The sequence below is a fragment of the Streptomyces sp. NPDC008086 genome (genome assembly GCF_042957325.1).
In the GTDB taxonomy this organism is placed as follows: domain Bacteria; phylum Actinomycetota; class Actinomycetes; order Streptomycetales; family Streptomycetaceae; genus Streptomyces.
Window position 1 is genome coordinate 55,193 of record NZ_JBIBIA010000008.1, and the last position, 25,742, is coordinate 80,934.

Consider the following 25,742-nt stretch of genomic DNA (forward strand, 5'->3'; position numbering starts at 1 on the left):
AGGGGCGCGGGGCAGTGACATCAGGGGCTCCGCCGCGGGGCGCGACCAGCCACGAACAACCCGCAGCCGCCAATCCAGCGAACCCCCCACCCCACTAGGCCCCCCTCCCCGCGAACCCCCGGAGGGCGTCGGCTAGGGTTTGGTCCGCATAAACATCCAAACCCCTGCCCGACGCAGGGCCGCGACCGACCAGCGAGAAGGCCAGGCCGCAGCCGATCCGCGCGGGCGAGACTCTCGGGAAGGCGCTACGTGAGTCCCAACGGCTCCGACCGCTCGCCGCGGCGCCCGATGCGGCGGAAGCTGCTGCAAGGCATGACCGCGGGCCTGGTCCTGGCGACAGCCACCGGTTGCTCGTACAACTGGGAAGACTTCCCCCGCCTTGGTATGCCCACCCCGACCACGGAAGAGGCTCCGCGGATCCTCTCCCTGTGGCAGGGTTCCTGGGCGGCTGCGCTCGCCGTCGGCGTGCTCGTGTGGGGTCTGATCCTGTGGAGCGCCATGTTCCACCGGCGCAGCCGCACCAAGGTCGAGGTTCCCCCGCAGACCCGGTACAACATGCCCATCGAGGCGCTGTACACGGTGGTCCCGCTCATCATCGTCTCGGTCCTCTTCTACTTCACGGCCCGGGACGAGTCGAAGCTCCTCAGCCTCAAGGACAAGCCCGACGTCACCATCAACGTCGTCGGCTACCAGTGGAGCTGGGCCTTCAACTACGTCGAGCCCGTCGACGGTTCCAGCGGCGACGCGAAGACGGCCAAGGAACTGGCCGCGATCCCGGACCGCTTCAAGGAGGACTTCCCGGCGAACGCCGGCGGCGTCTACGACGCCGGCACCCCGGGCACGCGGAACCCGCAGACGGGCAACCCGGGCCCCACCCTGTGGCTGCCCAAGGGCAAGACGGTCCGCTTCGTCCTCACCTCGCGTGACGTCATCCACTCCTTCTGGGTGGTGCCGTTCCTGATGAAGCAGGACGTCATCCCGGGCCACACCAACGCCTTCGAGGTGACCCCCAACAAGGAGGGCACCTTCCTGGGCAAGTGCGCCGAGCTGTGCGGCGTCGACCACTCCCGGATGCTGTTCAACGTGAAGGTCGTCTCCCCCGAGCGCTACGAGCAGCACCTCAAGGACCTCGCGAAGAAGGGGCAGACCGGTTACGTTCCCGCCGGCATCGCGCAGACGAGCCACGAGAAGAACCGGGAGACGACAAACCTGTGAGCATCCTCAACGAACCCCAGGGTGCCGCGGCAGCTGAGGACTCGTACGAGAACGAGCTGCCGGTCCGGCGCCGGCAACCCGGCAACGTCGTGGTCAAGTGGCTCACCACCACCGACCACAAGACGATCGGAACGCTGTACCTCGTCACGTCGTTCGCGTTCTTCGTGATCGGCGGCGTGATGGCGCTGCTCATGCGCGCCGAGCTCGCCCGGCCCGGTCTGCAGATCATGTCGAACGAGCAGTTCAACCAGGCGTTCACGATGCACGGCACGATCATGCTGCTGATGTTCGCGACGCCGCTGTTCGCCGGCTTCGCGAACTGGATCATGCCGCTGCAGATCGGCGCGCCCGACGTGGCGTTCCCCCGGCTGAACATGTTCGCCTACTGGCTCTACCTGTTCGGCTCGCTCATTGCGGTCGGTGGCTTCCTCACCCCGAACGGCGCGGCCGACTTCGGCTGGTTCGCCTACAGCCCGCTGTCGGACGCCGTCCGCAGCCCGGGCATCGGCGCCGACATGTGGATCATGGGTCTGGCCTTCTCCGGCTTCGGCACCATCCTCGGCTCGGTCAACTTCATCACCACGATCATCTGCATGCGCGCGCCCGGCATGACCATGTTCCGCATGCCGATCTTCGTGTGGAACGTGCTGCTGACCGCGGTCCTGGTCCTGCTCGCCTTCCCCGTCCTCGCGGCGGCGCTCTTCGCGCTGGAGGCGGACCGCAAGTTCGGCGCCCATGTCTTCGACTCGGCCAACGGCGGAGCCTTGCTGTGGCAACACCTCTTCTGGTTCTTCGGCCATCCAGAGGTGTACATCATCGCGTTGCCGTTCTTCGGCATCATCAGTGAGGTCATCCCGGTCTTCTCCCGTAAGCCGATGTTCGGCTACATGGGTCTGATCGCGGCGACCATCGCGATCGCGGGCCTGTCCGTGACGGTGTGGGCGCACCACATGTACGTCACCGGAGGCGTCCTCCTACCGTTCTTCTCCTTCATGACGTTCCTCATCGCCGTACCGACCGGCGTGAAGTTCTTCAACTGGATCGGAACGATGTGGAAGGGCTCGTTGTCCTTCGAGACACCGATGCTCTGGGCGACCGGCTTCCTGATCACCTTCACCTTCGGTGGTCTGACCGGTGTCATCCTCGCCTCGCCGCCGATGGACTTCCACGTGTCCGACTCGTACTTCGTGGTGGCCCACTTCCACTACGTCGTCTTCGGAACCGTCGTCTTCGCGATGTTCTCCGGCTTCCACTTCTGGTGGCCGAAGATGACCGGCAAGATGCTCGACGAGCGCCTCGGCAAGATCACGTTCTGGACGCTGTTCATCGGCTTCCACGGCACCTTCCTGGTCCAGCACTGGCTGGGCGCGGAGGGCATGCCGCGGCGTTACGCGGACTACCTCGCGGCCGACGGCTTCACCGCCCTGAACACGATCTCGACGATCAGCTCGTTCGTGCTCGGCGCCTCGATCCTGCCGTTCTTCTACAACGTGTGGAAGACCGCCAAGTACGGCAAGAAGATCGAGGTCGACGACCCGTGGGGCTACGGCCGCTCGCTGGAGTGGGCCACGTCCTGCCCGCCGCCGCGGCACAACTTCCTCACCCTGCCGCGGATCCGTTCCGAATCCCCGGCGTTCGACCTGCACCACCCTGAGATCGCCGCCCTCGACCAGCTCGAGAACGCCCCTCACGGTGAGAAGGCCCTCGCTGGTGGCAAGGAGGCCGGCAAGTGAAGATCCAGGGCAAGATGTTCATCTGGCTGAGCGTCTTCATCCTCGCCATGGCGGTCGTCTATGGCGTGTGGTCGAAGGAGCCGGCCGGCACCACGGCGCTTTTCCTGGCCTTCGGTCTGTCCATCATGATCGGCTTCTACCTGGGCTTCACCGCCCGGCGGGTCGACACGGGCGCGCAGGACAACAAGGAAGCGGACGTCGCGGACGACGCCGGCGAGGTCGGGTTCTTCAGCCCGCACAGCTGGCAGCCGCTCTCCCTCGCGATCGGTGGCGCACTCGCCTTCCTGGCCATCGCGGTCGGCTGGTGGCTGCTGTACTTCTCGTTCCCGCTGCTGCTGGTCGGCCTCTGGGGCTGGGTCTTCGAGTACTACCGCGGTGAGAACCGCACCCAGTAACACGAGCTGAGCTCACAGGGGCCCGGACACTCCGCCAGGAGTGTCCGGGCTCCCTCTTTTGCAGCAACGGCCGTCACCCGTACGCCCTATCCGGCGCGCCGTGGGAGACGCGGCTTCCTAGCGTGAGGCCATGAGCGAAATACCGCGCAAGAGCGCCGTCATAGGCTGCTCGCTGCTGCTGATAGCGATAGGCGCCGGCGCAGCCGGATGCAGCAGCGACGGCAACCCGCTGTCCGCCGAGCCCTACGACGCGGCCGACCAGATCGCCTTCAACGGCCCCACGGGCGACGGCAGGAAGGCCGACCCCGACAAGCCCCTGGAGATCACCGCGGAGGACTCCGACGGCCGTATCACGGACGTCACCGCCAGGGACGCCGCAGGACGCTACGTCGCGGGCGAACTCTCCGCCGACGGCACCCGCTGGCACAGCACCTCCCCGCTCGCCGCCAACGCCCGCTACACGGTCCGCGTGAGCACCGAGGACGAGGACGGCGCCCCCGGCCGCAAGGTCCTCACCTTCGACACCAGCAAGCCGACCAGTAAGAAGCACCTGACGGTGACCTTCGGCCCCAAGGCGGGCACCTACGGCGTGGGCCAGCCCGTCACGGCCGAACTGAGCCAGCCCGTCAAGGACAGGAACCAGCGCGCGACGGTCGAGCGGGCCCTCAAGGTCGAGTCCACCCCCTCCGTCGAGGGCACCTGGCACTGGGTGAGCGACAAGGAACTCCACTACCGTCCCCAGGACTACTGGCCCGCCGGCGCCACCATCCAGGCCCGCAGCAACCTCGACGGCATCAAGATCAGCGACCGCCTCTGGGGCGGCAAGGCCAAGCCCCTGCGCATCACCATCGGCGACCAGGTCATCGCCGTCACCGACGCCGCGACCCACCAGCTGACCCTCTACCGCAACGGCGAGGAGGTCCGCTCGATCCCCGTCACGACCGGCAAGCCCGGCTTCGAGACCCGCAACGGCGTCAAGGTCGTACTGGGCAAGGAGTACTTCGTACGCATGCGCGGCACGAGCATCGGCATAGCCGAGGGCTCAGCGGACTCGTACGACCTACCCGTCTACTACGCCACCCGCGTGACCTGGAGCGGCGAATACGTCCACGCCGCCCCCTGGTCCGTCGGCTCCCAGGGCTACGCCAACGTCAGCCACGGCTGCACCGGCATGAGCACCGCCAACGCCGCCTGGTTCTTCGAGAACATCCGCGAGGGCGACATCGTCAAGGTCATCAACTCGTACGGCAACACGATGGAACCGTTCGGCAACGGCTTCGGCGACTGGAACCTCGAGTGGAAGAACTGGCGCAACGGCAGCGCCCTGGTGGGCGGCACGCCCGAAGGACCCGGTCCTGAAGAAGCCGCACGTCTCAGGCCGAGGGCGGCCTGACCCACCCAGGGGCGCGGGGAACTGCGCGACCAGCCACAGCGGCCCCGCAGTCGCCCACGAACCTCAACCAGCCGAGCTCTTAGGCGCTCGCGAGGTTCTTCGTCCGCAGCAAAGAGGCCAACGCCCCCGCGAACTCCACCGGCTCCACCGGCAAGGTCACGGCCGCCTCGGCCCGACTCCACGTCGCCAGCCACGCATCCTGCGGCCGCCCGATCAGCAGCAGCACCGGCGGGCAGTTGAACACCTCGTCCTTGATCTGCCGGCAGACCCCCATGCCCCCCATGGGCACCGCCTCGCCGTCCAGCACACAGACGTCGATGCCCCCCTTGTCCAGCTCCTTGATGACGGCGGTCGGCGTCGCGCACTCCACGAACCGCACCACAGGCACGTCCGGAGCGGGACGGCGCCCGGTGGCCAACCGCACCTGCTCGCGGGTGTTGGAGTCGTCGCTGTAGACCAGCACCGTGGCGGTCGGCTGCATTGTTCCTCCGTGACGTCAGCGTCGTAAGGACAGGCCCGTTGGGCCGGATGCTACTCCCTTGAACACCACGTCAACACCGGTATGAACGGGGAAGACACTCCGAACGGCACCCCCCGGAGTGAGGGCGGGATAAGCGACCGACATAATGTCGGTCGTGGCGACAGCAACGACAGTAGACAAGGGTCACGCGCACCCGTCGGTCAACCGACCGAACCTCACCAGCGTCGGAACCATCATCTGGTTGAGTTCCGAGCTGATGTTCTTCGCGGCCCTCTTCGCGATGTACTTCACCCTGCGATCGGTGACGGGGCCCGATTTCTGGCACGAGAAGGCCGAGGCCCTGAACTTCCCGTTCTCGGCGACGAACACCACGATCCTGGTGCTCTCCTCCCTCACCTGCCAGCTCGGCGTGTTCGCCGCCGAGCGCGGTGACGTGAAGAAGCTCCGGGGCTGGTTCATCGTCACCTTCATCATGGGCGCGATCTTCATCGGCGGTCAGGTGTACGAGTACACCGAGCTGGTCAAGCACGAGGGCCTCTCGCTCTCGTCCGACCCGTACGGCTCGGTCTTCTACCTGACCACCGGTTTCCACGGCCTGCACGTGACGGGCGGTCTCATCGCCTTCCTGCTGGTCCTCGGCCGCACCTACGCGGCGAAGAGGTTCACGCACGAGCAGGCGACCGCCGCGATCGTCGTGTCCTACTACTGGCACTTCGTCGATGTCGTCTGGATCGGCCTCTTCGCCACGATCTACATGATCAAGTAGCCGGGCCCGATCCCGCGCGCGTTCCACAAACGCACATACCGAAGCATCGACGCAGAAGATCCTGACACCGGGGTAATCCGTGAAAAAGCTCTCCGCACGACGACGCCATCCGCTGGCGGCGGTCGTCGTCCTACTCCTCGCGCTGGCGTGCACGGGGGGGCTGTACGCCGTGTTCGCTCCCGCGGACAAGGCGCAGGCCGAGGAAACCGCCCAGTCCCTCACCATCGAGGAGGGCAAGAAGCTCTACACCGTCGGCTGCGCCAGCTGCCACGGAACCGATGGTCAGGGCACCTCTGACGGTCCGAGCCTGGTGGGCGTCGGCGCCGCAGCCGTCGACTTCCAGGTCTCGACGGGCCGTATGCCGGCCGCCACCTCCCAGGGCGCCCAGGTCCCGAAGAAGAAGAACATCTACTCGCAGGCCGAGATCGACCAGCTCGCGGCGTTCATCGCCTCGCTGGGTGCCGGTCCGTCCGTCCCGACCGAGGAGCAGTACGGTCCCGAGGGCGCGGACATCGCCAAGGGCGGCGAGCTCTTCCGTAACAACTGCGCCCAGTGCCACAACTTCACCGGCAAGGGCGGCGCGCTGACGAAGGGCAAGTTCGCCCCGAGCCTCGAGGGTGTCGACCCGAAGCACATCTACGAGGCCATGCAGACCGGCCCGCAGAACATGCCGTCGTTCCCCGACACCACGCTGTCGGAGCAGAACAAGAAGGACATCATCGCGTACCTGCACGCGGTCAACAGCGACGAGACGGTCAACCCGGGTGGTCTGGAGCTGGGCGGCCTCGGGCCGGTCAGTGAGGGCCTCTTCGCCTGGATCTTCGGGCTCGGTGCACTGATCGCGGTCGCCGTCTGGGTCGCCGCTCGGACCGCAAAGGCCAAGAAGTCATGAGTAGCCAAGACATTCCAGAAGAGAACCTGCCCGCTGAGCAGGACGCCCACGTCGCGGTAGCGGACGAGAAGAACCCGTTCGCCGACCCCGGTCTGCCGCCCCACGAGCACCGGATCCAGGACATCGACGAGCGGGCCGCCAGGCGGTCCGAGCGCACGGTCGCCCTGCTGTTCACGGTGTCGATGCTGGCCACCGTCGGCTTCATCGCCTCGTACGTGGCGATCCCGCACGACAAGTCGGTCTTCGTCTTCCCGATCGGTCACCTCAACGCGCTGAACTTCGCGCTGGGTCTGACCCTCGGTACGGCGCTGTTCTGCATCGGCGCGGGCGCGGTCCACTGGGCCCGCACCCTGATGTCCGACGTGGAGGTCGCGGACGAGCGGCACCCGATCGCGGCGGAGCCCGAGGTCAAGGCCAAGGTCATGGCCGACTTCAAGCAGGGCGCCAAGGAGTCCGCGCTGGGTCGCCGCAAGCTGATCCGCAACACGATGTTCGGCGCGCTGGCCCTGTTCCCGCTCTCCGGCGTCGTCCTCCTGCGTGACCTCGGCCCGCTGCCCGGGACCAAGCTCCGCCACACCCTGTGGTCCAAGGGCAAGCTGCTCGTCAACATGAACACCGACGAGCCGCTGCGTCCCTCGGACGTCGCGGTCGGCTCCCTCACCTTCGCCAAGCCGGAGGGCCTGGAGGAGCACGACCACGACTTCCAGAACGAGATCGCCAAGGCCGCCCTGATGATCGTCCGGCTCCAGCCCGACGACATCAAGGACAAGCGCGAGCTCGAGTGGTCGCACGAGGGCATCGTCGCGTACTCGAAGATCTGCACCCACGTCGGTTGCCCGATCTCCCTGTACGAGCAGCAGACGCACCACGTGCTCTGCCCCTGTCACCAGTCCACCTTCGACCTCTCCGACGGTGCCCGAGTGATCTTCGGCCCCGCCGGCCACGCCCTGCCGCAGTTGCGCATCGGCGTGAACGACGAGGGCTACCTCGAGGCGCTCGGCGACTTCGAAGAGCCCGTCGGTCCTGCATTCTGGGAGCGCGGATGAGCACTACAGAGACCACCGACTCCCGCTCTCGCGGGAAGGCGCCGGCCGGCGAGCGCGTAGCCGACTGGGCCGACGGCCGGCTGGGGATCTACTCCCTGGCCAAGGCCAACATGCGCAAGATCTTCCCCGACCACTGGTCGTTCATGTTGGGTGAGGTCTGCCTCTACAGCTTCATCATCATCATCCTCACGGGTGTGTACCTGACGCTGTTCTTCCACCCGTCGATGAACGAGGTGGAGTACCACGGCAGTTACGTCCCGCTGCAGGGACAGCTCATGTCGGAGGCGTTCAGCTCGACGCTGCACATCTCCTTCGACGTCCGCGGCGGTCTGCTGATCCGGCAGATCCACCACTGGGCGGCGCTGATCTTCCTCGCGGGCATGTTCGTGCACATGATGCGCGTGTTCTTCACGGGCGCGTTCCGTAAGCCGCGTGAGATCAACTGGCTGTTCGGCTTCCTGCTGTTCGTCCTCGGCATGTTCACCGGTTTCACCGGCTACTCGCTCCCGGACGACCTGCTCTCCGGCACCGGTGTGCGCTTCACCGAGGGCGCGATCCTGTCCATGCCGATCGTCGGCACGTACATCTCGTTCTTCCTCTTCGGCGGCGAGTTCCCGGGCGTCGACTTCGTGGCCCGGTTCTACTCGATCCACATCCTGCTGCTGCCGGGCATCATGCTCGGTCTGGTGGTCGGCCACCTGATCCTGGTCTTCTACCACAAGCACACGCAGTTCGCGGGCCCCGGCAAGAACAACAAGAACGTCGTCGGCATGCCGCTGCTGCCGGTCTACATGGCCAAGGCCGGAGGCTTCTTCTTCCTGGTCTTCGGTGTCATCGCGGTCATCGCGGCCATCGCGCAGATCAACCCGATCTGGGCCATGGGCCCCTACCGGCCGGACCAGGTGTCCACGGGCGCCCAGCCCGACTGGTACATGGGCTTCGCCGAGGGCCTGGTCCGGTACATGCCGGGCTGGGAGGTCAACTTCTGGGGTCACACGCTCGTCCTGGGCGTGTTCATCCCGCTGGTGCTCTTCGGTCTGGTCCTGGGCGCGATCGCGGTCTACCCGTTCATCGAGTCCTGGGTCACCGGCGACAAGCGCGAGCACCACATCCTGGACCGCCCGCGCAACGCCCCGACGCGCACCGCGTTCGGCGTCGCCTGGGTCACGGTGTACATGATCGGTCTGGTCGGCGGTGGCAACGACCTGTGGGCCACCCACTTCCACCTGTCGATCAACGCGGTCACCTGGTTCGTCCGGATCGGCTTCTTCGTCGGACCGGTCCTCGCGTTCATCATCACCAAGCGGATCTGCCTCGGCCTGCAGCGCCGGGACAAGGACAAGGTGCTGCACGGCCGAGAGTCGGGCATCATCAAGCGCCTGCCGCACGGTGAGTACATCGAGGTGCACGAGCCGCTCAGCCAGGACGCGCTGCACACGCTCACCGCGCACGAGCAGTACAAGCCGCTCGAGATCGGCCCGACGGTCGACGAGAACGGCGTCGAGCGCAAGGTGAAGGGCTCCGAGAAGCTGCGCGCCAAGCTCAGCAAGTCCTACTTCGGTGAGGACGGCCAGATCCCCAAGCCGTCCGTCGAGGAGTACAAGGAGATCACGAGCGGCCACGGCCACCACTGACGCTCCGCTGGTGGCGCCGTGTTGGGCGCGTTGTCGTCCGCGGCTCCGTCGTGGCTGGTCGCGCAGTTCCCCGCGCCCCTGGAGGGGCGCGGGGGGACCGCGATCCTGCCAGTACTGCTAGCCACGCCACGGTTGAAGGGCCCCGTCCGTTGTACGGACGGGGCCCTTCGCCGTACCCCCGGCTGGATAGGGTGGACCCCGTTGAGACTCGCGTCCCGTAGTGCGGGACACCACAACTGATCCAGGAGCGGCTTATGAGCGCTGTGACCCCCGCTGGAGGCGACACCGCGGCGGGCCGTTCCTGGCCCGACGTGCTGAGTGCCCTGCTGGCCGGAGAGGACCTGAGCGCCGCGGACACGGCCTGGGCGATGGACCGCTTCATGAGCGGCGAGGCCTCCGACGCGCAGATCGCCGGCTTCATGGTGGCGCTGCGGGCCAAGGGCGAGACGGTCGAGGAGATCAACGGTCTCGTGGAGGCGATGTACGCCCACGCGCAGCCGCTGGACATCCCCGGCCCGGCCGTCGACATCGTCGGTACGGGCGGCGACCGGGCCAAGACGGTCAACATCTCCACCATGTCCGCCATCGTCATCGCGGGCGCCGGCGCGAAGGTCGTCAAGCACGGCAACCGCGCGTCGTCCTCCGCGAGCGGCTCCTCCGACGTGCTGGAGAAGCTCGGCATCAACCTGGACCTGTCGCCGCAGGGTGTGGCACGGGTGGTGGACGAGGCCGGCATCACCTTCTGCTTCGCCGCCAAGTTCCACCCCTCGATGCGCTTCGTCGGCGGCGTACGGCGGGACCTGGGCATCCCGACCTCGTTCAATCTCCTAGGCCCGCTGACCAACCCCGCCCGCGTCACCGCCTCCGCCGTCGGCTGCTTCGACACCCGGATGGCGGGGCTCATCGCCGGCGTACTGGCCGAGCGCGGCTCGTCCGCGCTGGTGTTCCGCGGCGACGACGGCCTCGACGAGCTGACGACGACGGCCACGTCGAAGGTGTGGGTGGTCCGCGACGGCAAGGTGACCGAGGAGGCCTTCGACCCGCGGGACGTCGGTATCGAGCTGGTGCCGGTGGAGGCGCTGCGCGGCGCCGACGCCTCCTACAACGCCGACGTGGCGCTGCGCCTGCTGAACGGGGAGACAGGGCCGGTACGGGACGCCGTACTGCTCAACTCGGCCGCCGCACTGGTGGCGCTGAACCCGACGGACGCCCCGCTCACCGAGCAGATCCGAGCCGGGATGGCGAAGGCGGCGGAGTCGATCGACTCGGGGACGGCGAAGCGGACGCTGGACCGGTGGGTGGCTGCCAGTAACGCGTGACGATACGCCTGTGGTCCCGCGATTCGGACATGAGTTGCGGGACCACGATCATTTCGCGTACGTTCTCGACAGGTCATGAGTGACAGTCATGAGGCCCCGGCCGACTGTCCGGCAACCCTCCGTCCGTGGCGGGGTGCCCCGGGTGAAGACCAGGCCGTAGGCAGCGAGGTCTACGGCAAGCGCGGGCCCCTCTCGAAACCAGGGGTCCTGGTCGTTCGAGGGAGTCTTCCGTGAGCAAGCGAATGCGATAGGGCTGCTGAGCCCCGCCTCCGCGCACCCTTTTTCTCTTTTCCGCATGCCCTCGACTCGCATGCCTCTCACGGGAGTTCCCCATGTCTGTCTCCAGCGCTGCCCTCGACCAGGCCATTTGCACCCCGCTGCCCGTTCTGGGCCGTGATGTCACCGTCCCGCTCGTCACCGGCGGCGAGGTCACCTACGCCGCGCTCGACTACGCCGCCAGCGCCCCGGCCCTCCAGCGCGTCTGGGACGACGTCGCCGCCTACGCGCCCTACTACGGCAGCGTCCACCGCGGGGCCGGTTACCTCTCGCAGCTCTCCACCGACCTGTTCGAGAACGCCCGCAGGACGGTCGCCGAGTTCCTCGACTGCCGGGACGGCGACCAGGTGGTCTTCACCCGGTCCACCACCGACTCCCTGAACCTGCTCGCCGCCGCCCTGCCGGCCGACTGCCAGGTCTTCGTCTTCGAGACCGAGCACCACGCCTCCCTGCTGCCGTGGACGAACGCGCAGGTCACCTACCTCAACGCTCCCCGCACCCCGCGCCAGGCCGTCGAGACCCTGGAGCGCGCCCTGGCCGACCGGGACCCCCACGGCCCGGCCCTGGTCTGCGTCACCGGCGCCTCGAACGTCACCGGTGAGCTGTGGCCCGTACGGGAACTGGCGGCGGCCGCGCACGCCCACGGCGCCCGGATCGTGCTCGACGCCGCCCAGCTGGCTCCGCACCACGCGGTGAGCGTCCAGGACCTCGACGTCGACTGGGTCGCCTTCTCCGGCCACAAGCTGTACGCCCCGTTCGGCTCCGGCGTCCTCGCCGGCCGCGCCGACTGGCTGCGCGAGGCCGAGCCGTACCTCGCGGGCGGCGGCGCCAGCCGCAAGGTCACCCGGCGCGAGGACGGGGGAGTGGACGTCGAGTGGCACGAGAGCGCCGCCCGCCACGAGGCCGGCTCCCCGAACGTCATCGGCGCCTACTCCATCGCCTCCGCCTGCAAGGCGCTGACGGAGGCGGGCTTCGACACCCTGGTCGCGCGCGAGCAGTACCTGATCGAGAAGGTGCGGGCGGGCCTCGCCGAGGTCCCCGAGGTCCGGATCCTCTCCCTCTTCGGCGACGACGCCCCGCGCGTCGGTGTCATCTCCTTCGTCGTCGACGGCTGGAACAGCTCCCACTTCGCCGCCGCGCTCTCCGCCGAGTACGGCATCGGGGTGCGCGACGGCCTGTTCTGCGCCCACCCGCTGGTCCGCACGCTGCTCGGCAGCGACCCGCAGACGCAGGGCGAGTGCGGTGCCCCGGAGGCGGCCCCCGGCGAGAAGTCCCTCAACGCGATCCGGGTGAGCTTCGGGGCCGGTACGCCGGACGAGCACGTCGAGCGGTTCGTGAACGCCGTGAAGGAGCTCGTGACGGACGGCGCCCGGTGGAACTACCGCACGGAGGACGGCCGTTGCGTGCCGGACACCTCCGCGTGAGCCTCCGGCGGCGAAGCCTGGGGCGGCAGCATGAGCGGTAGCCGGGTGCCCAGGACGATCATCCGCAGGGCGCGCTCGGTGGCGTCCGTGAGCAGCTCGCTCGCCCGGGTCATGGCCTCGGCCAGGATCATCGGCGCGGGCAGGATGCCATGGCAGGCGTCCACGCCCGGCACGTCCTGCGCACCCTCGCCGAGGGTGCCCGCCAGGGCCAGGACCGGGCGGTCGTAGAGCTTGGCACGCCGGGCCACCTCGGCCGGGACCTTGCCGCGCGGCGTCTGGTGGTCCAGGGCGCCCTCGGCGGTGATCACCAGGTCGGCCCGGGCCAGCCGGGCGTCCAGGGCGAGGTGGTCGAGGAGCACCTCGAAGCGGGGCAGGAGCCGGGCGCCCAGGGCGGCCAGGCCGGCCCCCAGACCGCCGGAGGCGCCGGTTCCCGGGCCGTACCGGAGATCGGTGTCCGAGGCGGCCACGTCACGGGTGAGGACGAAGGCCCAGTTCTCCAGGCCGGCCGACAGTTCCTCGACGTCTTCCGGGGTGGCGCCCTTCTGAGGGCCGAAGACCCGGGCCACGCCCCGCTCACCGCACAGGACGTTGTACGGGTTGCAGGCGACGAGGAGTTCCACCTGTGCCAGGCGGTGGTCCAGGCCGGACGGGTCGATGCGGTGCAGGCGGTTCAGTTCCCGGCCGCCGAGGGGCAGTTCCATGCCGTCCCCGTCCAGAAGGCGGGCACCCAGGGCCTGGAGCGCACCGGCGCCCCCGTCCGAGGTGCCCGAGTCGCCGCAGCCGACGAGGATCCGCTTCATGCCCATGTCGAGTGCGGCGTGGATCAGTTCGCCGACGCCGAACGTGGTGGTGGCGCCGGGGTCGCGCAGGTCGCGCGGGACGAGGGACAGGCCGGCGACCGCCGCCATCTCCACCACCGCCGTGTCCCCGGACCCGAGTACGGCGAAGTGGGAGACGACCGTCTCTCCGATCGGGCCGGTGGCGGGCATGGTGACGAGCCTGCCCCCGGTCGCGGTGGCCAGGGCGAGGGCCGTGCCCTCACCGCCGTCCACCAGCGGGATGAGGTCGACCTCGGCTTCCGGCAGGACCCGGCGCACACCCGCGGCGATGGCGTCGGCGGCGGCCTCCGCGGACAGGGACTCCTTGAAGCCGCTGGGGGCTACGACGACACGGTTCAGCATGGGGGCTCCTTAACGGGTGACGGAGACGCCGAGCAGCGGCCAGACCACCACGGCGAAGAGCAGGACGAGCGCGGCGGTGAGCGGGGCCAGGAAGGCGGACAGCCGCAGGAGGTCGCGCGGGGTGTAGGTCGGGGTGCCGGGGATCTGGGCGAAGAGCGTGACCGGCTTGGCCGAGGCGGGCAGGGTGTGGCAGAAGCCGGCGGCGGCGGTCGAGGCGAGCGCGGCGGCGACCGGGTTGACGCCGACGCCCGCGGCGGCAGCCACCACCAGCGGCACCAGGACCGACGAGCGGGCGGAGCGGGACTGCAGGACCAGGTGGGCCGCCGTGCTGACGACGACCACGATCACCAGGAACACGACCGGGGACTCGTTCGCCGGCAGCCCCGAGACCAGCCACTTCGCCGCTCCCGAGTCGGCGAGCGCGACGCCCATCGCCATCGTCGCCGCCATGAACAGCAGCAGCGACCAGGGGACGGTCTTCAGCGCGTCCTTCAGCTTGACGGTGCCGAGGGCGGGCGAGGAGGCGACGACCGCGCCGATCAGCGCCACGATCGCCGGCGACAGATGGTGCAGCGGCTCGCTGCACCACAGCAGCACGACCGTGGCCAGCAGCAGCGCGCAGCGCTTCTCGGTCTGCGCCCAGGGGCCGGTGACCGGCTGTTCGCTGTGCTCCTGGATCTGCTCGGCGGTGATGTGGACGGGGCCACGTCGGTCCTCGCGGCGGGTCGTCGTCCACAGCACCAGCTCGGCGGCGAGGTGGGACGACGTCAAGGCCAGCGGAAGGCCCAGCAACAGCCACTCGGTGAAGCCGATGTGCTCCCCGGTCGCCTCGAACAGCACCGACACGGTGATCAGATGCGCGCCGGCGCCGATCAGGGTGGCCACCGCCGACAGCAGGATCACGGTCGGGAACAGCAGCGCCAGCATCACGACCAGTCGCCTGCGGTCGGCCAGCACCTTGGCCAGGGCCAGGAACACCGGCAGCGCGAGCGCGGCCCGGCCGGAGGTGGCCGGCACCGCGAACGCCGTGACGACCAGGGCCGCCGTCGTCAGATGCACCAGTTGCCGCACGGTGCGGGCGCCGCTGACCAGGAACACCGCCGCACGCCCCGCCAGTCCCGTCCGGGTCACCGCCGCCGCCAGGACGAAGGCGCAGATCAGCAGCCACACCGTGGAGTCGCCGAGGGTGCCGAACAGGGTGTCGTTGCTGATCACGCCGGTCACCGTCAGGGCCAGCGCGGCGCCCAGCGCGATGTACGTGTCGTCGATCGACGTACCCATCCACGCACAGGTCGCCAGGACGAACACCGCGAGGGTGAAGCGGGCGTCGCCGCCCAGCCCGGCGAAGTTCCCGGGGACGGCCAGCAGCGCGCACAGCGTCAGCGCCACGGACAGGGCAGTGAGAGCGCGAGGGTTCAGTGTCACGTCATCGAGGGTTCACCCGGGCGGTGAGCCGTCGATGAGCCGAACATGAAGGGAACTTCACCCGGTGCGAAGGGCCTTCACCCGCCGGGCAGTCGGTACCCCATCCCGCGCACCGTCTCCACCCGCTCCGCGCCGAGCTTCTTGCGCAGCGTGCGGACATAGACGTCCACGATGTTGGAACCGGGGTCGAAGTCGTAGTCCCACACGTGGGAGAGGATCTGCTCGCGGGACAGCACCTGCCCCGGATGCCGTAGGAACAGCTCCAGCAGGACGAACTCACGGGCCGTCAGGTCGACGGTCCGCTCGTCGGCCCGGGCCCGGCGGGTGCGCAGGTCCAGGCTGAGCGAGCCCGCTCTGAGCACGGTCACCTCCGGCGCCCTGGCCGCCGTACGCAGCCTGAGGCGCACCCGGGCGAGCAGTTCCTCGAAGCGGAACGGCTTGGTCATCCAGTCGTCGGCGCCGCCCTCCAGACCGGCCACCGTGTCCCGTACGGAGTCCCGCGCGGTCAGCACGATCACCGGGGTCGTCACCCGGGCCTCGCGCAGCTCACGCAGGATCGTGAAGCCGTCCCGGCCGGGCAGGTTGATGTCGAGGACGAGCAGGTCGAAGCCGCCGGTCAGGGCGTACTCGTAGCCGGCGTCGCCGTCGGTGACGACGGTCGTGGTGAATCCGTTCGAGCGCAGTCCCTTCTCCACGAAGGAGGCGATGCGCTCCTCGTCCTCGACGATGAGGATGCGGTTCACGTGTCTTGCCCTTCCGGTGCGGGGGATGCGTGCAGAACGAGGGTGAAGGTGGCGCCGCCGCCGGGGGTTTCGGAGAGCCGCACCCGGCCGTGGTGCCCTTCGGCGATGGCCTTGACGATCGCCAGCCCGAGTCCGGCGCCGGAGGCACGTGCTCCACGCCGGGCGGTGCCCCGCCGGAAGCGTTCGAAGATGATCTCGGCGTCGGTCGGCTGGACCCCCGGGCCCCGGTCGGCGACGTACAGCTCGATGTACGGTCCGACGACCCGGGAGCCGATCCGGATGGTCTGGCCCGGCACGGTGTGCTGCACGGCGTTCTGCGCGAGCTGCACCATGGCCTGCGTGATGCGCTGGAAGTCCAGCTCGGACTCCACGTCGGCGACCCCGGCGAGCCGCCAGTCGCGGTCGCCCAGGGTGCGGGCCTTGACGAAGACGTCGGCGGTGAGTTCGGCGACCTGGGCCGGTTCGGGGACGACGAAGTCGGGCCGCTCGGCCTTGGCGAGCAGCAGCAGGTCCTCGACGATGCGGCTCATCCGGTCCAGCTCGTCGGTGACCAGCCGGATCGTCTCGTCACGTTCGGCCGGATCGTCGCCCATGACCTCCAGATGCCCGCGCACGATGGTGATCGGGGTGCGCAGCTCGTGGCCCGCGTCGTCGACGAACTCGCGCTGGGCGGCGAAGCCCCGCTCGAGGCGGTCGAGCATGCTGTTGAACGTCTCGGCGAGAGCGGCTATGTCGTCCTTGCCGTGCACCGGGATCCGTCGGGTGAGGTCCTGCTCGGTGATCTGCGCCGCAGCGGTACGCACCACGCGCACCGGTCGCAGGATGCGCCCGGCGGCCACCCAGGCGATGCCCGTGGTGAGCAGCAGGGCGACCCCGGAGATGATGAGCAGGGCGCGGAACACCTGGTTCACCCGCTCCCGCTCCCGCTCCGAGTGGAAGGCCACGACGAACGCGGCGTCCGGTTTCGCGCCCGCGTGCGCCACGGTGACCTTGGCCCACCGGATCTCCCCCTCCGGCCGGCTCAGGGTGCCGGTGGGGTCGGGCGAGTCGAAGATGCGGCGCTTGGCGTCGGAGTCCCGGTACAGGGGCAGTGCGACGGAGATGTCGCTGGGCTGCCGAAGCTGGCGCAGCACGCCGTCCGTGCCGCGCACCAGGCCCATCAGTTCCTCGTCGGTGTCGGGGTTCTGCTGCTCCAGGAAGACCGTCAGCAGCCGCCGGGCACTGGTGAACGGCTGTCCCGTCTGCGGGTCCCCGCCCCGCTTCTCGAAGCCGGCGAACTCACCGGTCTCCTGAGTGAGCAGCCGGCTGATCCGGTTGTCGACGTCCCGCATCAGGAACGAGCGGGTCGTCGTGGCGACCTCGATGAGCGCGACCGCCATGACGAGCAGCAGCCACAGCAGGATGCGCACCCGCGCGGTGATCCGCCGACGAGCCGGGTCAGTTGCTGTCGTCGGGTCCGTCGTCGTCGGATCCGCTGTTGCCCGCACTCTGGCCGTGGTCGTCGTCATCGTCATCATTCGTGGGGCTGTCGGTCACCGGAGGCCGTGACACGACCTCGTCGGTCGGGGTCGTGTCCGGCGTCGGTGTCGGCTTGGGAGTGACCACCGGGGTGGGGGAGGGGGAGTCACTCTCCAACACCACCTCGGAGGGGACCTTCGGTGACGCGGGACGGTCGGTGAGGGCGAAGCTGGTCGCGGCGATGCCCAGTGGGATCAGCACGACGGCGGACAGGGCCGCCATACGACGAGTGAAAGCCATGTGTCCGATCCTGTGGTCGGCACACGGTGAGAAGGATGAGGGCCGGATGAAGAACTCTTCATCCGCGGCCGTCGGCGGCCGTGGGCCTCAGCTGTCAAGACCGATGGCGAACGCGGCCTCGATGTCGTGCTGCGAGTACGTCCGGAACGCCACGTGCGTGTCCGTCGCCTCCACCCCGGGGATCTTGCTGATCCGGCCCGGGATGACCTCGGCGAGATCCTCGTGCCGCTTCACCCGCACCATGGCGATCAGGTCGTACGTGCCGGTGACGGAGAAGACCTCGGTGACGCTCTCCAGCGAAGCGATCCGCTCCGCGATCTCGGGGATCCGGTCCACGCTGGTCTTGATCAGGACGATCGCGGTGATCACGGCTGGTTCTCTCCCTCGGGGGCCGGAGCTGGGGCGGCCTTCACTCTAGTGGGCCGACCGAAGCGGGCCCACGCGTAGCCGAAGCCCAGGCCGAAGCCCACCAGGTGCGCCAGGTAGGCCACCCCGGGCCCCCGGTCGGCCCGCCCCGCCGCCACCCATTGCAGTGCCGCCCAGAAGGGCAGCACGACCCATGCCGGGAAGCGCAGCGGCAGGAAGAGCAGGAACGGCAGCAGGCTTGTCACGCGCGCCCCGGGGAAGAGGAACAGAAAGGCGCCGAGAACCGCGGAGATCGCCCCGGACGCGCCGACCAGGGACTGGGTGGAGTCGTCGTTGGCGGCCGCGTAGCCCAGCAGGGCCAGATAGCCGCAGCCCAGGTAGAAGAGCGTGAACTGGACGCGGCCCATCCGTTCCTCGGTCATCGCGCCGAAGACGTAGAGGAAGAGCATGTTGCCGAGCAGGTGCACCCAGCTGCCGTGCACGAAGAGGGCAGTGGCGGGGGTCAGGGCGGCCCGGGGCGAGCCCTCGAACAGTTCCGCGGGCACCACACCCCAGCGGTGGAAGTAGGCCCGCTGCGTGGCGAGCAGCTCGTCACCGGTGCCGTACGCCGGACCGAGTCCGGCCGCCGGGCCGATCAGGAAGACCAGGCAGCACACGGCGATCAGGGCACGGGTCACCGGCGCCGACGGCCCCCGGAGCACGTAGCCGAAACAGGCCGGGAAGCGCACCGCACGCCAGTTGCCGATCATGAATACAGAGCATGACGTAACGGGACGCACACGCACAGACCGCCTCGCCGCCGGGGAGGTCCTTGGGACGGACGGGCGACGAGTACCCGCCAGGCCGTAGGGTAACGAGCCACACGCACCGGGGAGCCCGGCGCGTCGCTGACAATAGAGACCTGTAGACACCAGCAGAGACCTAGAGGAAAGAGCACGGTCACGATGACGGTTCCCCTGCCGACCGACACCACGCGGTGGCGCTGCACCCTCTGCGGCAACCTCACGCGTTTCGACGTGACGCGCTCGTCCAAGGTCGTGGAGTACATGCATCTCGATCTGGCCGGCGAGCCCAAGGTCGAGGAGCGCGAGGTGCTCAGTGAGACCATCGAGTCGGTGCGCTGCCGCTGGTGCAACGCCGTGGACAAGGTGGAACTCGTGGACAGGCCGGGCGCCGGCTCCTGAGCGGAGCGGGCCCCGCACAGCATTGGGGTGTGACGGATGGTGGAGACACAAGGCGGGGGGCCGGGCGACGGCGCCGCCGAGGTGCTCGACCGTCCGCTGCCCGACGGCGTGCGGCGCAGAGTCGTGCAGATCGTGTCCGACGGGTTCGGCGGACTGACGGTCGGCGAACTGCCCGCGCAGCTCAGGCAGTACGCCCGGTTCGCCCCGAACCGCCGGGCGAAGTTCGCCGGCAACGCGATGGCGGCGGCGCTGGAGACCGATCCGCTGTTCCGCCAGCGCATCGGCGAGAAGTTCAGAGAGGCCCAGCCGGAACTGACCGGCGCCCTCGACTCCGGCTCGTTGCCCGCGGCCGCGGACCCGCTCGACGTGGCGGCCGCGGCCTATGTTCTGCGGCCCACCGGCTGGGTCAAGCTGGTCACCGCGGCCGGCGAGGAGGCCCAGCGGGCCGACGCCGAGCGCGCCGACGACGAGGCCCGCGCCGAGCTGGAGCGGCTGCGCGAGGAGCTCGCCCACGCCCGGGAGCACACCCGGCACGAGACCGAGCGGCTGCGCACCGAGCTGGACACGGCGAAGAAGGAAGCCGAATCGCTTCACCGCAAGCTGCGCTCGGCGCTCAGCGACGTCAAGCGCGGCGAGGCCGCCCTGCGCAAGGTCCAGGGCGAGATCGAGACCGTACGCGCCGAGAGCCACGCCCAGGTCTCCGCCGCCGAGAGTGAGTCCCGGCGGCTCAGAGCGCGGCTCGGGGAGGCCGAGGCGGCCCTGGAGGCCACCCGCAAGGCCGCGCGTGAGGGTCGCAGCGTCGAGGACATGCGCGTCCGCCTGCTCCTGGACACCCTGCTGGACTCCGCCCAAGGGCTGCGCCGGGAACTGGCGTTGCCACCGGTCTCCGTACGGCCCGCCGAGACCGTAGACGCGGTCGAACCGGGCCGTATGACCCCGAAGGACATCGCGGCCCGGGCGCTGTCCGAGAACGACCCCGCGATCCTCGACCAGCTCCTCGCGCTGCCCCAGGCGCATCTGGTGGTCGACGGCTACAACGTCACCAAGACGGGCTATCCCCAGATGCCGCTGGAGAAGCAGCGGCTCAGGCTGCTCGGCCAGCTCTCGCAGCTCGCCGCGCAGACCGGCGCCGAGGTGACCTGTGTCTTCGACGGGGCCGAACTGGCCGCGCCGGTACTGCTCGCGCCGCCGCGCGGAGTGCGGGTGCTGTTCTCCAAACCGGGCGTGACCGCCGACGAGCTGATCCGCCAACTGGTGCGCGCCGAGCCGCCCGGCCGGCCGGTCATCGTCGCCTCGACCGACCGCGAGGTGGCCGACGGGGTCGCCCGGGCCGGGGCGCGGCCGGTGGCTTCTGCGGTGCTTCTCAAGCGGCTGTCCTGAAACGCCAACGTACAGGCGCAATGCCCGAATTGGCGTCAACCTCGGACGACGTAGCGTCAACCGGCCCTGCACAGGCTGTGAGTTGTGTGTAAAGAATGACAGGTGTGACGAGAATTTTCGTGTGAGGATTTGATCTGATCACAACTGGGTCACTAGGGTCTGGCGTCGAACCTCCGAGCGGGTGATCACTCACAAGAAGGGTTTCACCTCCGTGGCGTCCCACCGTCGACCGAAGCAGCCGAGCCGAGCACGCGTGACCGTGCTGACCACCGCCGCCGCTGCTGCCGTGGCCATCTCTTCTCAGGCGGCCAACGCGGCCCCCAGCGAGAAGCCGAGCAAGGACGAGGTCAAGGCCAAGGTCGACAAGCTCTACGAAGAGGCCGAGCAGGCCACCGAGAAGTACAACGGGGCCAAGGAGAAGCAGGAGAAGCTCCAGAAGGAGATCTCCACCATCCAGGACAACGTCGCCCGCGGCCAGGAAGAGCTCAACGAGCTGCGCGACACGATGGGCCTCGCGGCCGCCGCCCAGTACCGCACGGGCAGCATCGACTCCTCCGTCCAGCTGTTCCTGTCGGCCGACCCGGACGACTACCTGGACAAGGCGTCCACGATGGACCAGCTGAGCGCCCAGCAGGTCGACTCGCTGAAGGAGATCCAGGCCAAGCAGCGCCAGCTCTCCCAGCAGCGCGCCGAGGCCTCCGACAAGCTCAAGGACCTCGCCTCCACCCGCACCGAGCTGGGCAAGAAGAAGAAGCAGGTCCAGGCCAAGCTCGCCGAGGCCCAGAAGCTGCTCAACACCCTGACGGCCGCCGAGAAGGCCGCGCTCGCCGCCGAGGAGCAGCGCGCCAGCCGCTCCGCCGCCGACCGCGTGGACCTCGGCAACGTCGGCTCCGCCTCCGGCCGGGCCCAGGCCGCCTTCCAGGCCGCCCAGACCCAGATCGGCAAGCCGTACGTCTACGGCGCCACCGGCACCGCCTCCTACGACTGCTCGGGCCTGACCTCCTGGGCCTACGCCCAGGCCGGCGTCTCCATCCCGCGCACCTCCCAGGCCCAGGCCAGCTATGGCAGGCACTTGTCGATGAGCGAGCTCAAGGTCGGCGACCTCGTCATCTTCTACGGCGACCTGCACCACGTCGGCCTCTACGCGGGCAACGGCCAGGTGCTGCACGCCCCGCGCAGCGGCACGGTCGTCCGCTACGAGTCGATCAACAACATGCCGTTCCAGTTCGGCGTCCGGATCTGATCCCGGCCGAACGCCCGCAAGATCAACACCACGTGCCGCCCGAACGGGCGAATCACGACAACCTTCGCTGACCCCGCGCCCCGCCCATGACCTGCGTCAGAGGCGGGGCGTCACTTTGTGTGCCCGGCGCGGTCGTTGGTCGGCACCCCGGCACGGAGCTACTGTCTGCCGCGTTTCCCCCTCGCCGGGGAAGGTCCTTGTCGTCAGCGGAAGGAGAGCGGCTTCCCGTGGGGTCCCATCGCCGCCTTGTATCGCCCGGGTTCGACCGGGGCGCCAACGCAGCCCTGTGCGTCATGTCGGCCGCCGCTGCGGCCATCGGGGTCGTACCGGCCACGGCCGCGCCGCACGACGACACCCGGGCCAAGGTGGACCGCCTCTACGAGGAGGCCGAGAAGGCCACCGAGGCCTACAACAAGGCCGACGAGCGCGCCGACAAGCTGCGGGAGCAGGTGAACGACGCGCAGGACCGGATCGCCCGTCAGCAGGAGGACATCAACTCCATGCGGGACGCCCTCGGTTCGCTGGCCGGCGCCCAGTACCGCTCCGGCGGCCTCGACCCCTCCCTCGCCCTGCTGCTCTCCGACGACCCGGAGGACTACCTCGACCGGGCCGCCCGGATCGCCCGGCTCAGCGCGCACCAGGCCGGGGAGCTCAAGGAGCTCCAGGACGCCATGCGCGAGATCTCCCAGGAGCGGGCCGAGGCGGCCGGGAAACTCGTCGAACTGGAGAAGAGCCGCAAGACCGTCGCCGCCCACAAGCGGACCGTCGAGCACAAACTCGCCCAGGCCCGCCGGCTCCTCAACTCCCTCACCGCGACCGACCGCGCCGCCTACGACCGCGCCTCCCGCTCCGGCCGCGACGTCATGCCCGACTTCGGCAGCCTCGCCGCGCCCTCGGGCCGCGCGGCCGCCGCCATCGCCGCCGCCCACTCCGCGCTCGGCAAGCCGTACGTGTGGGGCGCCAACGGCCCCTCCGGGTTCGACTGTTCGGGCCTGATCCAGTGGTCGTACGCCCAGGCCGGCGTCGCCCTGCCGCGCACCTCGCAGGGCCAGCGGTACGCCGGCCGGCAGGTCCCGCTCTCCGAGGCCCAGCCCGGCGACGTCGTCACCTACCGCTCCGACGCCAGCCATGTCGGGATGTACGCCGGCAACGGCCAGGTGATCCACGCGCCCTACCCGGGCGCCCCGGTGCGCTACGACCCGGTGGGCATGATGCCGGGCGCGACGGTCACGCGGGTCTGAGCCGGGTCGGACGCGGGTCTGACCTCCGCGCCCTGCCCGCCGTACGATCGGGAAATGGCTGGTCGAAGGCGGGCGTCGGGAACGCGAGTCGTCATCGCGCTCTGTCTGCTGCTCGCCTCGCTGGTCGGCTGCGGAGGGCGGCCCGCCACCGACAGCGCCAAGGCCGAGGTGCAGCGGCTCCTCGACCGGCGGGCCGCCGCGATCCTCGGCCACGACGAGACGGCGTATCTGCGCACGGGCGCCCGGGACCGGTACGGCAACCTGCGCGCCGTCCCCTTCGCCGCATGGTCCTACCGCCTGACCGGTCTGCGGCGCACCGGCGGCACCGCCCTCGCCGAGGCCGAGCTCCGCTACCGCGTCCAGGGCTACGACCGGGGTCCCGTCGGCGTCGGCCGCACCCTGAGTCTGAGCCTGGACGTCGAGGGCCGGTGGTACGTCGACGCCGAGCGGCCCGCGAAGGGCTCCGCCGCGCAGCTGTGGGACCAGGGTGAGGTGAGTGTCGTACGAGGTGACGACAGCCTCGTGCTGGGTGTCGGGCAGTCCGGTGCGGCGCTGCGTTCGTACGCCGAGCTGGCGGACCGGGCCGTGCCGGCCGTGTCCCAGGCGTGGGGCACCCAGTGGCCCCGACGGGTCGTCGTCCTCGTGCCCAGGTCGCTGGACGGGATGGCGGGGCTGCTGGGGGCGCCGGCCTCCTCGTACCGGGGGATCGCGGCGGTCACCACCGGGGAGACCGGGGCTCCGGCGAGCGCGCCCGCGGACCGGATCATCGTCAATCCCGACGCGTACGGGGTGCTCGGGGGTACCGGTCGGCAGGTCGTCCTCACCCACGAGACCACCCATGTCGCCACCCGTGCCCACACCACCGCCGCCACCCCGCTGTGGCTCTCCGAGGGCTACGCCGACTGGATCGGCTACCTCGGCAGCGGCCGCTCCCCGTCCCAGGCCGCGCCCGAGCTGTCTCGCGCGGTGGGCGAGGGACGGGTGCCGGAGGAGTTGCCGGGCGACGGGGACTTCGGATTCAGCGGGGACGGGGGGAGGTTGGCGCGGGCCTACGAGAGCGGGTGGATGGCGTGCCGGATGATCGCGGATCGGTGGGGGGAGGTCCGGCTCGCGGAGTTCTATCGGGCCGTGGGGGCGCATGACGGGCGGGGCGGGGCGGTGGAGGAGGCCCTGAAGACCGTGCTGGGGACGTCTCTGGAGGACTTCAGGGCGGAGTGGCGGGAGTACCTACGGGCCCAACTGGGCTGACCCCGCTTCCCTCCGCCCCCGCCTCCCGCAGGGAGCTACGCCGGGCCAGGCATTCTCAGCCCGTCCGGCGTTTGAGGACGAGGCCCGGAGGGCCGATCAGGGGGTCTGGGAGCGCAGCCCCCAGGGATGGGACGGGTAGGGGCGGCGGGGGCGAGGAAGGAGGTTAGGAGGGCAGGGACGTTTCCCTGGGGCGGGGGGACTCGGTGGGGACGGGGGGTGGGGTCGGGCGGGGGACCGTGGAGCGCCAGAGCGCGCGGGCCGCGAGGAGCGTGGCGAGGACCAGAAGGCCGTTGCGCAGGAACAGCAGCGTCACCCCGAGGCCGTCGCTGGCGACGACGTCGGAGAACCACACCGGGAACTCCAGCACCGTGACGAAGGACGCCACCAGCACCAGCCCCACAGGAAGCCTCATCCGGCTCTCCCGGGAGCAGAGACACACGGCCCCCACCCCCACCAGCCACACCATGTACTGCGGACTGATCACCCGACTCGTCGTCACGAACATCAGCACCGCCACGAAGGCCCCGTCCGCGAGCGTGTGGCCATGGAAGCTCCGCGCCCTCAACCGCCACACCCACAGCCAGCCGAACGCCAGCCCGCTCAGCAAGAGCGCCGCCCTGCTCACGACGTCGACATACGGACCGAGAAACTCCACCGACCCGTAGTTCAGCAGCACCTGCCCGTCCCAGCCGTACTGCCGGGCCACATGGAAGACCAGCGCCCCCAGCGACTCCACCTCCGTCCCCCGGTCCCGCTGGAAGGTCAGGAACGCGAAGGCACCCGGCATGGCGAGAGCGAACAGCGCCGCCAGCACCCCGGCGGTCAGCGCGGCCCACACCCACGAACCCCGCCTGCGGGCAGCCACCAGCAACAACACCGGCCACACCTTCAGCATCGCCCCGAACGCCGTCAGCGCTCCCATCACCCTCGGATAACGCGAGCCCGCGAGCAGCGCGGCCACGGCGACCCCGGTGACCATCACGTCGTACCGGGCGTACACGGTCGGCCCCAGCAGCGGCACCCCCACCGCCCACACCCACGCCCCGCGCAACGTCCGCCCGGACCGCAGACCGGCGTACAGCAGAAGCAGCAGCACGACCAGGTCCGCGGCGAAGCACAGCACGAAGAACGCCGACGTGTAGTCCAGCCAGAACACCAGCGCCGGGGACAGGATCGGCAGCGCCGCGGCGGGCGGGTACTGCCAGGTCACGTCGTCCAGCGGGAACGTTCCGGTGCGCAGCACCTCGTACCAGCCCTGGTAGATCACCGACACGTCGCTGGTGACGTCGGGGCCGGGGAAGACGTACACCTTGAACACGAAGAGCAGCAGAGCCACCCTGGTCAGCGCCCAGACGCCCACAAGCCACGCCAGGGATCGCCGCGTGCCTGTCGTCTCCAC

At 69.6% G+C, this 25,742-nt stretch carries 24 protein-coding genes and 1 riboswitch; of the genes, 15 read left to right on the top strand and 9 right to left on the bottom strand.

Features of this window, described 5'->3' with window-relative positions; all coding sequences use genetic code 11:
* Positions 1–249: 249 nt before the first annotated feature.
* The 4 genes from coxB (at position 250) to ACFZBP_RS27700 (ending at position 4,736) form a co-directional block, all read left to right on the top strand.
* A complete protein-coding gene (coxB, locus tag ACFZBP_RS27685; protein ID WP_383444381.1) occupies positions 250–1,215 on the top strand; it encodes a cytochrome c oxidase subunit II in 966 nt (321 codons plus the stop codon).
* Complete coding sequence (gene ctaD / locus ACFZBP_RS27690; RefSeq protein WP_383444385.1) at positions 1,212–2,948, top strand: cytochrome c oxidase subunit I; 1,737 nt, start codon at positions 1,212–1,214, stop codon at positions 2,946–2,948. Before coxB ends, ctaD begins: the two co-directional genes overlap by 4 nt.
* Positions 2,945–3,343, top strand: a complete 399-nt coding sequence (locus ACFZBP_RS27695) for a cytochrome c oxidase subunit 4 (protein WP_383444388.1) — start codon at positions 2,945–2,947, stop codon at positions 3,341–3,343. The genes ctaD and ACFZBP_RS27695 overlap by 4 nt, the downstream gene beginning before the upstream one ends.
* A 130-nt stretch (positions 3,344–3,473) precedes the next feature.
* Positions 3,474–4,736, top strand: a complete 1,263-nt coding sequence (locus ACFZBP_RS27700) for an Ig-like domain-containing protein (protein ID WP_391417006.1) — start codon at positions 3,474–3,476, stop codon at positions 4,734–4,736.
* Between the two features lie 79 nt (positions 4,737–4,815).
* On the opposite strand, the gene ACFZBP_RS27705 is transcribed toward ACFZBP_RS27700, so the two are convergent.
* Positions 4,816–5,217: a hypothetical protein gene (locus ACFZBP_RS27705; RefSeq protein ID WP_391417009.1), complete on the bottom strand. Its 402-nt coding sequence runs from the start codon at positions 5,215–5,217 to the stop codon at positions 4,816–4,818.
* A 145-nt stretch (positions 5,218–5,362) separates the two neighbouring features.
* On the opposite strand from ACFZBP_RS27705, the gene ACFZBP_RS27710 reads away from it, so the two are divergent.
* The 6 genes from ACFZBP_RS27710 to ACFZBP_RS27735 all read left to right on the top strand — a co-directional run bounded on the left by ACFZBP_RS27710 (position 5,363) and on the right by ACFZBP_RS27735 (position 12,574).
* Positions 5,363–5,983, top strand: a complete 621-nt coding sequence (locus ACFZBP_RS27710) for a heme-copper oxidase subunit III (protein WP_217209454.1) — start codon at positions 5,363–5,365, stop codon at positions 5,981–5,983.
* Positions 5,984–6,062: 79 nt separating this feature from the next.
* Positions 6,063–6,875, top strand: a complete 813-nt coding sequence (locus ACFZBP_RS27715; RefSeq protein ID WP_383444396.1) for a c-type cytochrome — start codon at positions 6,063–6,065, stop codon at positions 6,873–6,875.
* Entirely contained in the window at positions 6,872–7,921 is a 1,050-nt protein-coding gene (locus ACFZBP_RS27720; protein WP_062718951.1) for a ubiquinol-cytochrome c reductase iron-sulfur subunit, read from the top strand. The genes ACFZBP_RS27715 and ACFZBP_RS27720 overlap by 4 nt, the downstream gene beginning before the upstream one ends.
* Complete coding sequence (locus tag ACFZBP_RS27725; RefSeq protein ID WP_383444399.1) at positions 7,918–9,555, top strand: cytochrome bc complex cytochrome b subunit; 1,638 nt, start codon at positions 7,918–7,920, stop codon at positions 9,553–9,555. The genes ACFZBP_RS27720 and ACFZBP_RS27725 overlap by 4 nt, the downstream gene beginning before the upstream one ends.
* Before the next feature lie 254 nt (positions 9,556–9,809).
* Positions 9,810–10,874, top strand: a complete 1,065-nt coding sequence (trpD, locus tag ACFZBP_RS27730; protein WP_391417012.1) for an anthranilate phosphoribosyltransferase — start codon at positions 9,810–9,812, stop codon at positions 10,872–10,874.
* A 71-nt stretch (positions 10,875–10,945) separates the two neighbouring features.
* Positions 10,946–11,062: riboswitch (SAM riboswitch) on the top strand.
* A 144-nt stretch (positions 11,063–11,206) separates the two neighbouring features.
* Positions 11,207–12,574, top strand: coding sequence for an aminotransferase class V-fold PLP-dependent enzyme (locus ACFZBP_RS27735; protein ID WP_391417014.1), 1,368 nt, complete (start codon positions 11,207–11,209; stop codon positions 12,572–12,574).
* On the opposite strand, the gene ACFZBP_RS27740 is transcribed toward ACFZBP_RS27735, so the two are convergent.
* From ACFZBP_RS27740 to ACFZBP_RS27770, 7 genes are all read right to left on the bottom strand, one after another.
* Positions 12,529–13,755: a glycerate kinase gene (locus ACFZBP_RS27740; protein ID WP_391417018.1), complete on the bottom strand. Its 1,227-nt coding sequence runs from the start codon at positions 13,753–13,755 to the stop codon at positions 12,529–12,531. The genes ACFZBP_RS27735 and ACFZBP_RS27740 overlap by 46 nt on opposite strands.
* Before the next feature lie 9 nt (positions 13,756–13,764).
* Entirely contained in the window at positions 13,765–15,180 is a 1,416-nt protein-coding gene (locus ACFZBP_RS27745; protein ID WP_391417021.1) for an SLC13 family permease, read from the bottom strand.
* A 77-nt stretch (positions 15,181–15,257) separates the two neighbouring features.
* Entirely contained in the window at positions 15,258–15,923 is a 666-nt protein-coding gene (locus ACFZBP_RS27750; protein ID WP_391417024.1) for a winged helix-turn-helix domain-containing protein, read from the bottom strand.
* Positions 15,920–17,431: an ATP-binding protein gene (locus tag ACFZBP_RS27755; protein WP_391417026.1), complete on the bottom strand. Its 1,512-nt coding sequence runs from the start codon at positions 17,429–17,431 to the stop codon at positions 15,920–15,922. Before ACFZBP_RS27755 ends, ACFZBP_RS27750 begins: the two co-directional genes overlap by 4 nt.
* Positions 17,361–17,681 (bottom strand): small secreted hydrophilic protein, encoded by a 321-nt coding sequence (locus tag ACFZBP_RS27760; protein ID WP_383444421.1) that lies wholly within the window; start codon positions 17,679–17,681, stop codon positions 17,361–17,363. Before ACFZBP_RS27760 ends, ACFZBP_RS27755 begins: the two co-directional genes overlap by 71 nt.
* A gap of 87 nt (positions 17,682–17,768) precedes the next feature.
* Positions 17,769–18,050, bottom strand: coding sequence for an Lrp/AsnC family transcriptional regulator (locus tag ACFZBP_RS27765; protein WP_062718959.1), 282 nt, complete (start codon positions 18,048–18,050; stop codon positions 17,769–17,771).
* Positions 18,047–18,796 carry a rhomboid family intramembrane serine protease gene (locus ACFZBP_RS27770; RefSeq protein ID WP_383444425.1) on the bottom strand — a complete coding sequence of 250 codons (750 nt, stop codon included), beginning with the start codon at positions 18,794–18,796 and terminating at the stop codon, positions 18,047–18,049. Before ACFZBP_RS27770 ends, ACFZBP_RS27765 begins: the two co-directional genes overlap by 4 nt.
* A gap of 195 nt (positions 18,797–18,991) precedes the next feature.
* Here ACFZBP_RS27770 and ACFZBP_RS27775 point away from each other — a divergent pair, with 195 nt between their 5' ends.
* The 5 genes from ACFZBP_RS27775 (at position 18,992) to ACFZBP_RS27795 (ending at position 24,343) form a co-directional block, all read left to right on the top strand.
* Positions 18,992–19,231 (top strand): hypothetical protein, encoded by a 240-nt coding sequence (locus ACFZBP_RS27775; protein ID WP_030047674.1) that lies wholly within the window; start codon positions 18,992–18,994, stop codon positions 19,229–19,231.
* A 36-nt stretch (positions 19,232–19,267) separates the two neighbouring features.
* Complete coding sequence (locus tag ACFZBP_RS27780; RefSeq protein ID WP_383444432.1) at positions 19,268–20,611, top strand: NYN domain-containing protein; 1,344 nt, start codon at positions 19,268–19,270, stop codon at positions 20,609–20,611.
* A gap of 211 nt (positions 20,612–20,822) precedes the next feature.
* Complete coding sequence (locus ACFZBP_RS27785; RefSeq protein ID WP_383445679.1) at positions 20,823–21,854, top strand: NlpC/P60 family protein; 1,032 nt, start codon at positions 20,823–20,825, stop codon at positions 21,852–21,854.
* Positions 21,855–22,081: 227 nt separating this feature from the next.
* Positions 22,082–23,095, top strand: coding sequence for an NlpC/P60 family protein (locus tag ACFZBP_RS27790; RefSeq protein ID WP_383444436.1), 1,014 nt, complete (start codon positions 22,082–22,084; stop codon positions 23,093–23,095).
* 54 nt (positions 23,096–23,149) lie between these two features.
* Complete coding sequence (locus ACFZBP_RS27795) at positions 23,150–24,343, top strand: hypothetical protein (RefSeq protein ID WP_383444439.1); 1,194 nt, start codon at positions 23,150–23,152, stop codon at positions 24,341–24,343.
* A gap of 163 nt (positions 24,344–24,506) precedes the next feature.
* Here ACFZBP_RS27795 and ACFZBP_RS27800 read toward each other — a convergent pair whose 3' ends face one another.
* Positions 24,507–25,742, bottom strand: a complete 1,236-nt coding sequence (locus ACFZBP_RS27800; protein ID WP_391417033.1) for a glycosyltransferase 87 family protein — start codon at positions 25,740–25,742, stop codon at positions 24,507–24,509.

Excerpts from the sequence above, each read along its gene's own strand:
- ACFZBP_RS27720 (WP_062718951.1), top strand. The coding sequence starts at position 6,872 with ATGAGTAGCCAAGACATTCCAGAAGAGAACCTGCCCGCTGAGCAGGAC.
- ACFZBP_RS27725 (WP_383444399.1), top strand. The coding sequence starts at position 7,918 with ATGAGCACTACAGAGACCACCGACTCCCGCTCTCGCGGGAAGGCGCCG.
- ACFZBP_RS27700 (WP_391417006.1), top strand. The coding sequence starts at position 3,474 with ATGAGCGAAATACCGCGCAAGAGCGCCGTCATAGGCTGCTCGCTGCTG.
- ACFZBP_RS27735 (WP_391417014.1), top strand. The coding sequence starts at position 11,207 with ATGTCTGTCTCCAGCGCTGCCCTCGACCAGGCCATTTGCACCCCGCTG.
- ACFZBP_RS27780 (WP_383444432.1), top strand. The coding sequence starts at position 19,268 with ATGGTGGAGACACAAGGCGGGGGGCCGGGCGACGGCGCCGCCGAGGTG.
- ACFZBP_RS27760 (WP_383444421.1), bottom strand. The coding sequence starts at position 17,681 with ATGGCTTTCACTCGTCGTATGGCGGCCCTGTCCGCCGTCGTGCTGATC.
- ACFZBP_RS27775 (WP_030047674.1), top strand. The coding sequence starts at position 18,992 with ATGACGGTTCCCCTGCCGACCGACACCACGCGGTGGCGCTGCACCCTC.
- ACFZBP_RS27705 (WP_391417009.1), bottom strand. The coding sequence starts at position 5,217 with ATGCAGCCGACCGCCACGGTGCTGGTCTACAGCGACGACTCCAACACC.
- ACFZBP_RS27770 (WP_383444425.1), bottom strand. The coding sequence starts at position 18,796 with ATGATCGGCAACTGGCGTGCGGTGCGCTTCCCGGCCTGTTTCGGCTAC.
- ACFZBP_RS27710 (WP_217209454.1), top strand. The coding sequence starts at position 5,363 with ATGTCGGTCGTGGCGACAGCAACGACAGTAGACAAGGGTCACGCGCAC.
- trpD (WP_391417012.1), top strand. The coding sequence starts at position 9,810 with ATGAGCGCTGTGACCCCCGCTGGAGGCGACACCGCGGCGGGCCGTTCC.
- ACFZBP_RS27755 (WP_391417026.1), bottom strand. The coding sequence starts at position 17,431 with ATGACGACGACCACGGCCAGAGTGCGGGCAACAGCGGATCCGACGACG.
- ACFZBP_RS27795 (WP_383444439.1), top strand. The coding sequence starts at position 23,150 with ATGGCTGGTCGAAGGCGGGCGTCGGGAACGCGAGTCGTCATCGCGCTC.
- ACFZBP_RS27740 (WP_391417018.1), bottom strand. The coding sequence starts at position 13,755 with ATGCTGAACCGTGTCGTCGTAGCCCCCAGCGGCTTCAAGGAGTCCCTG.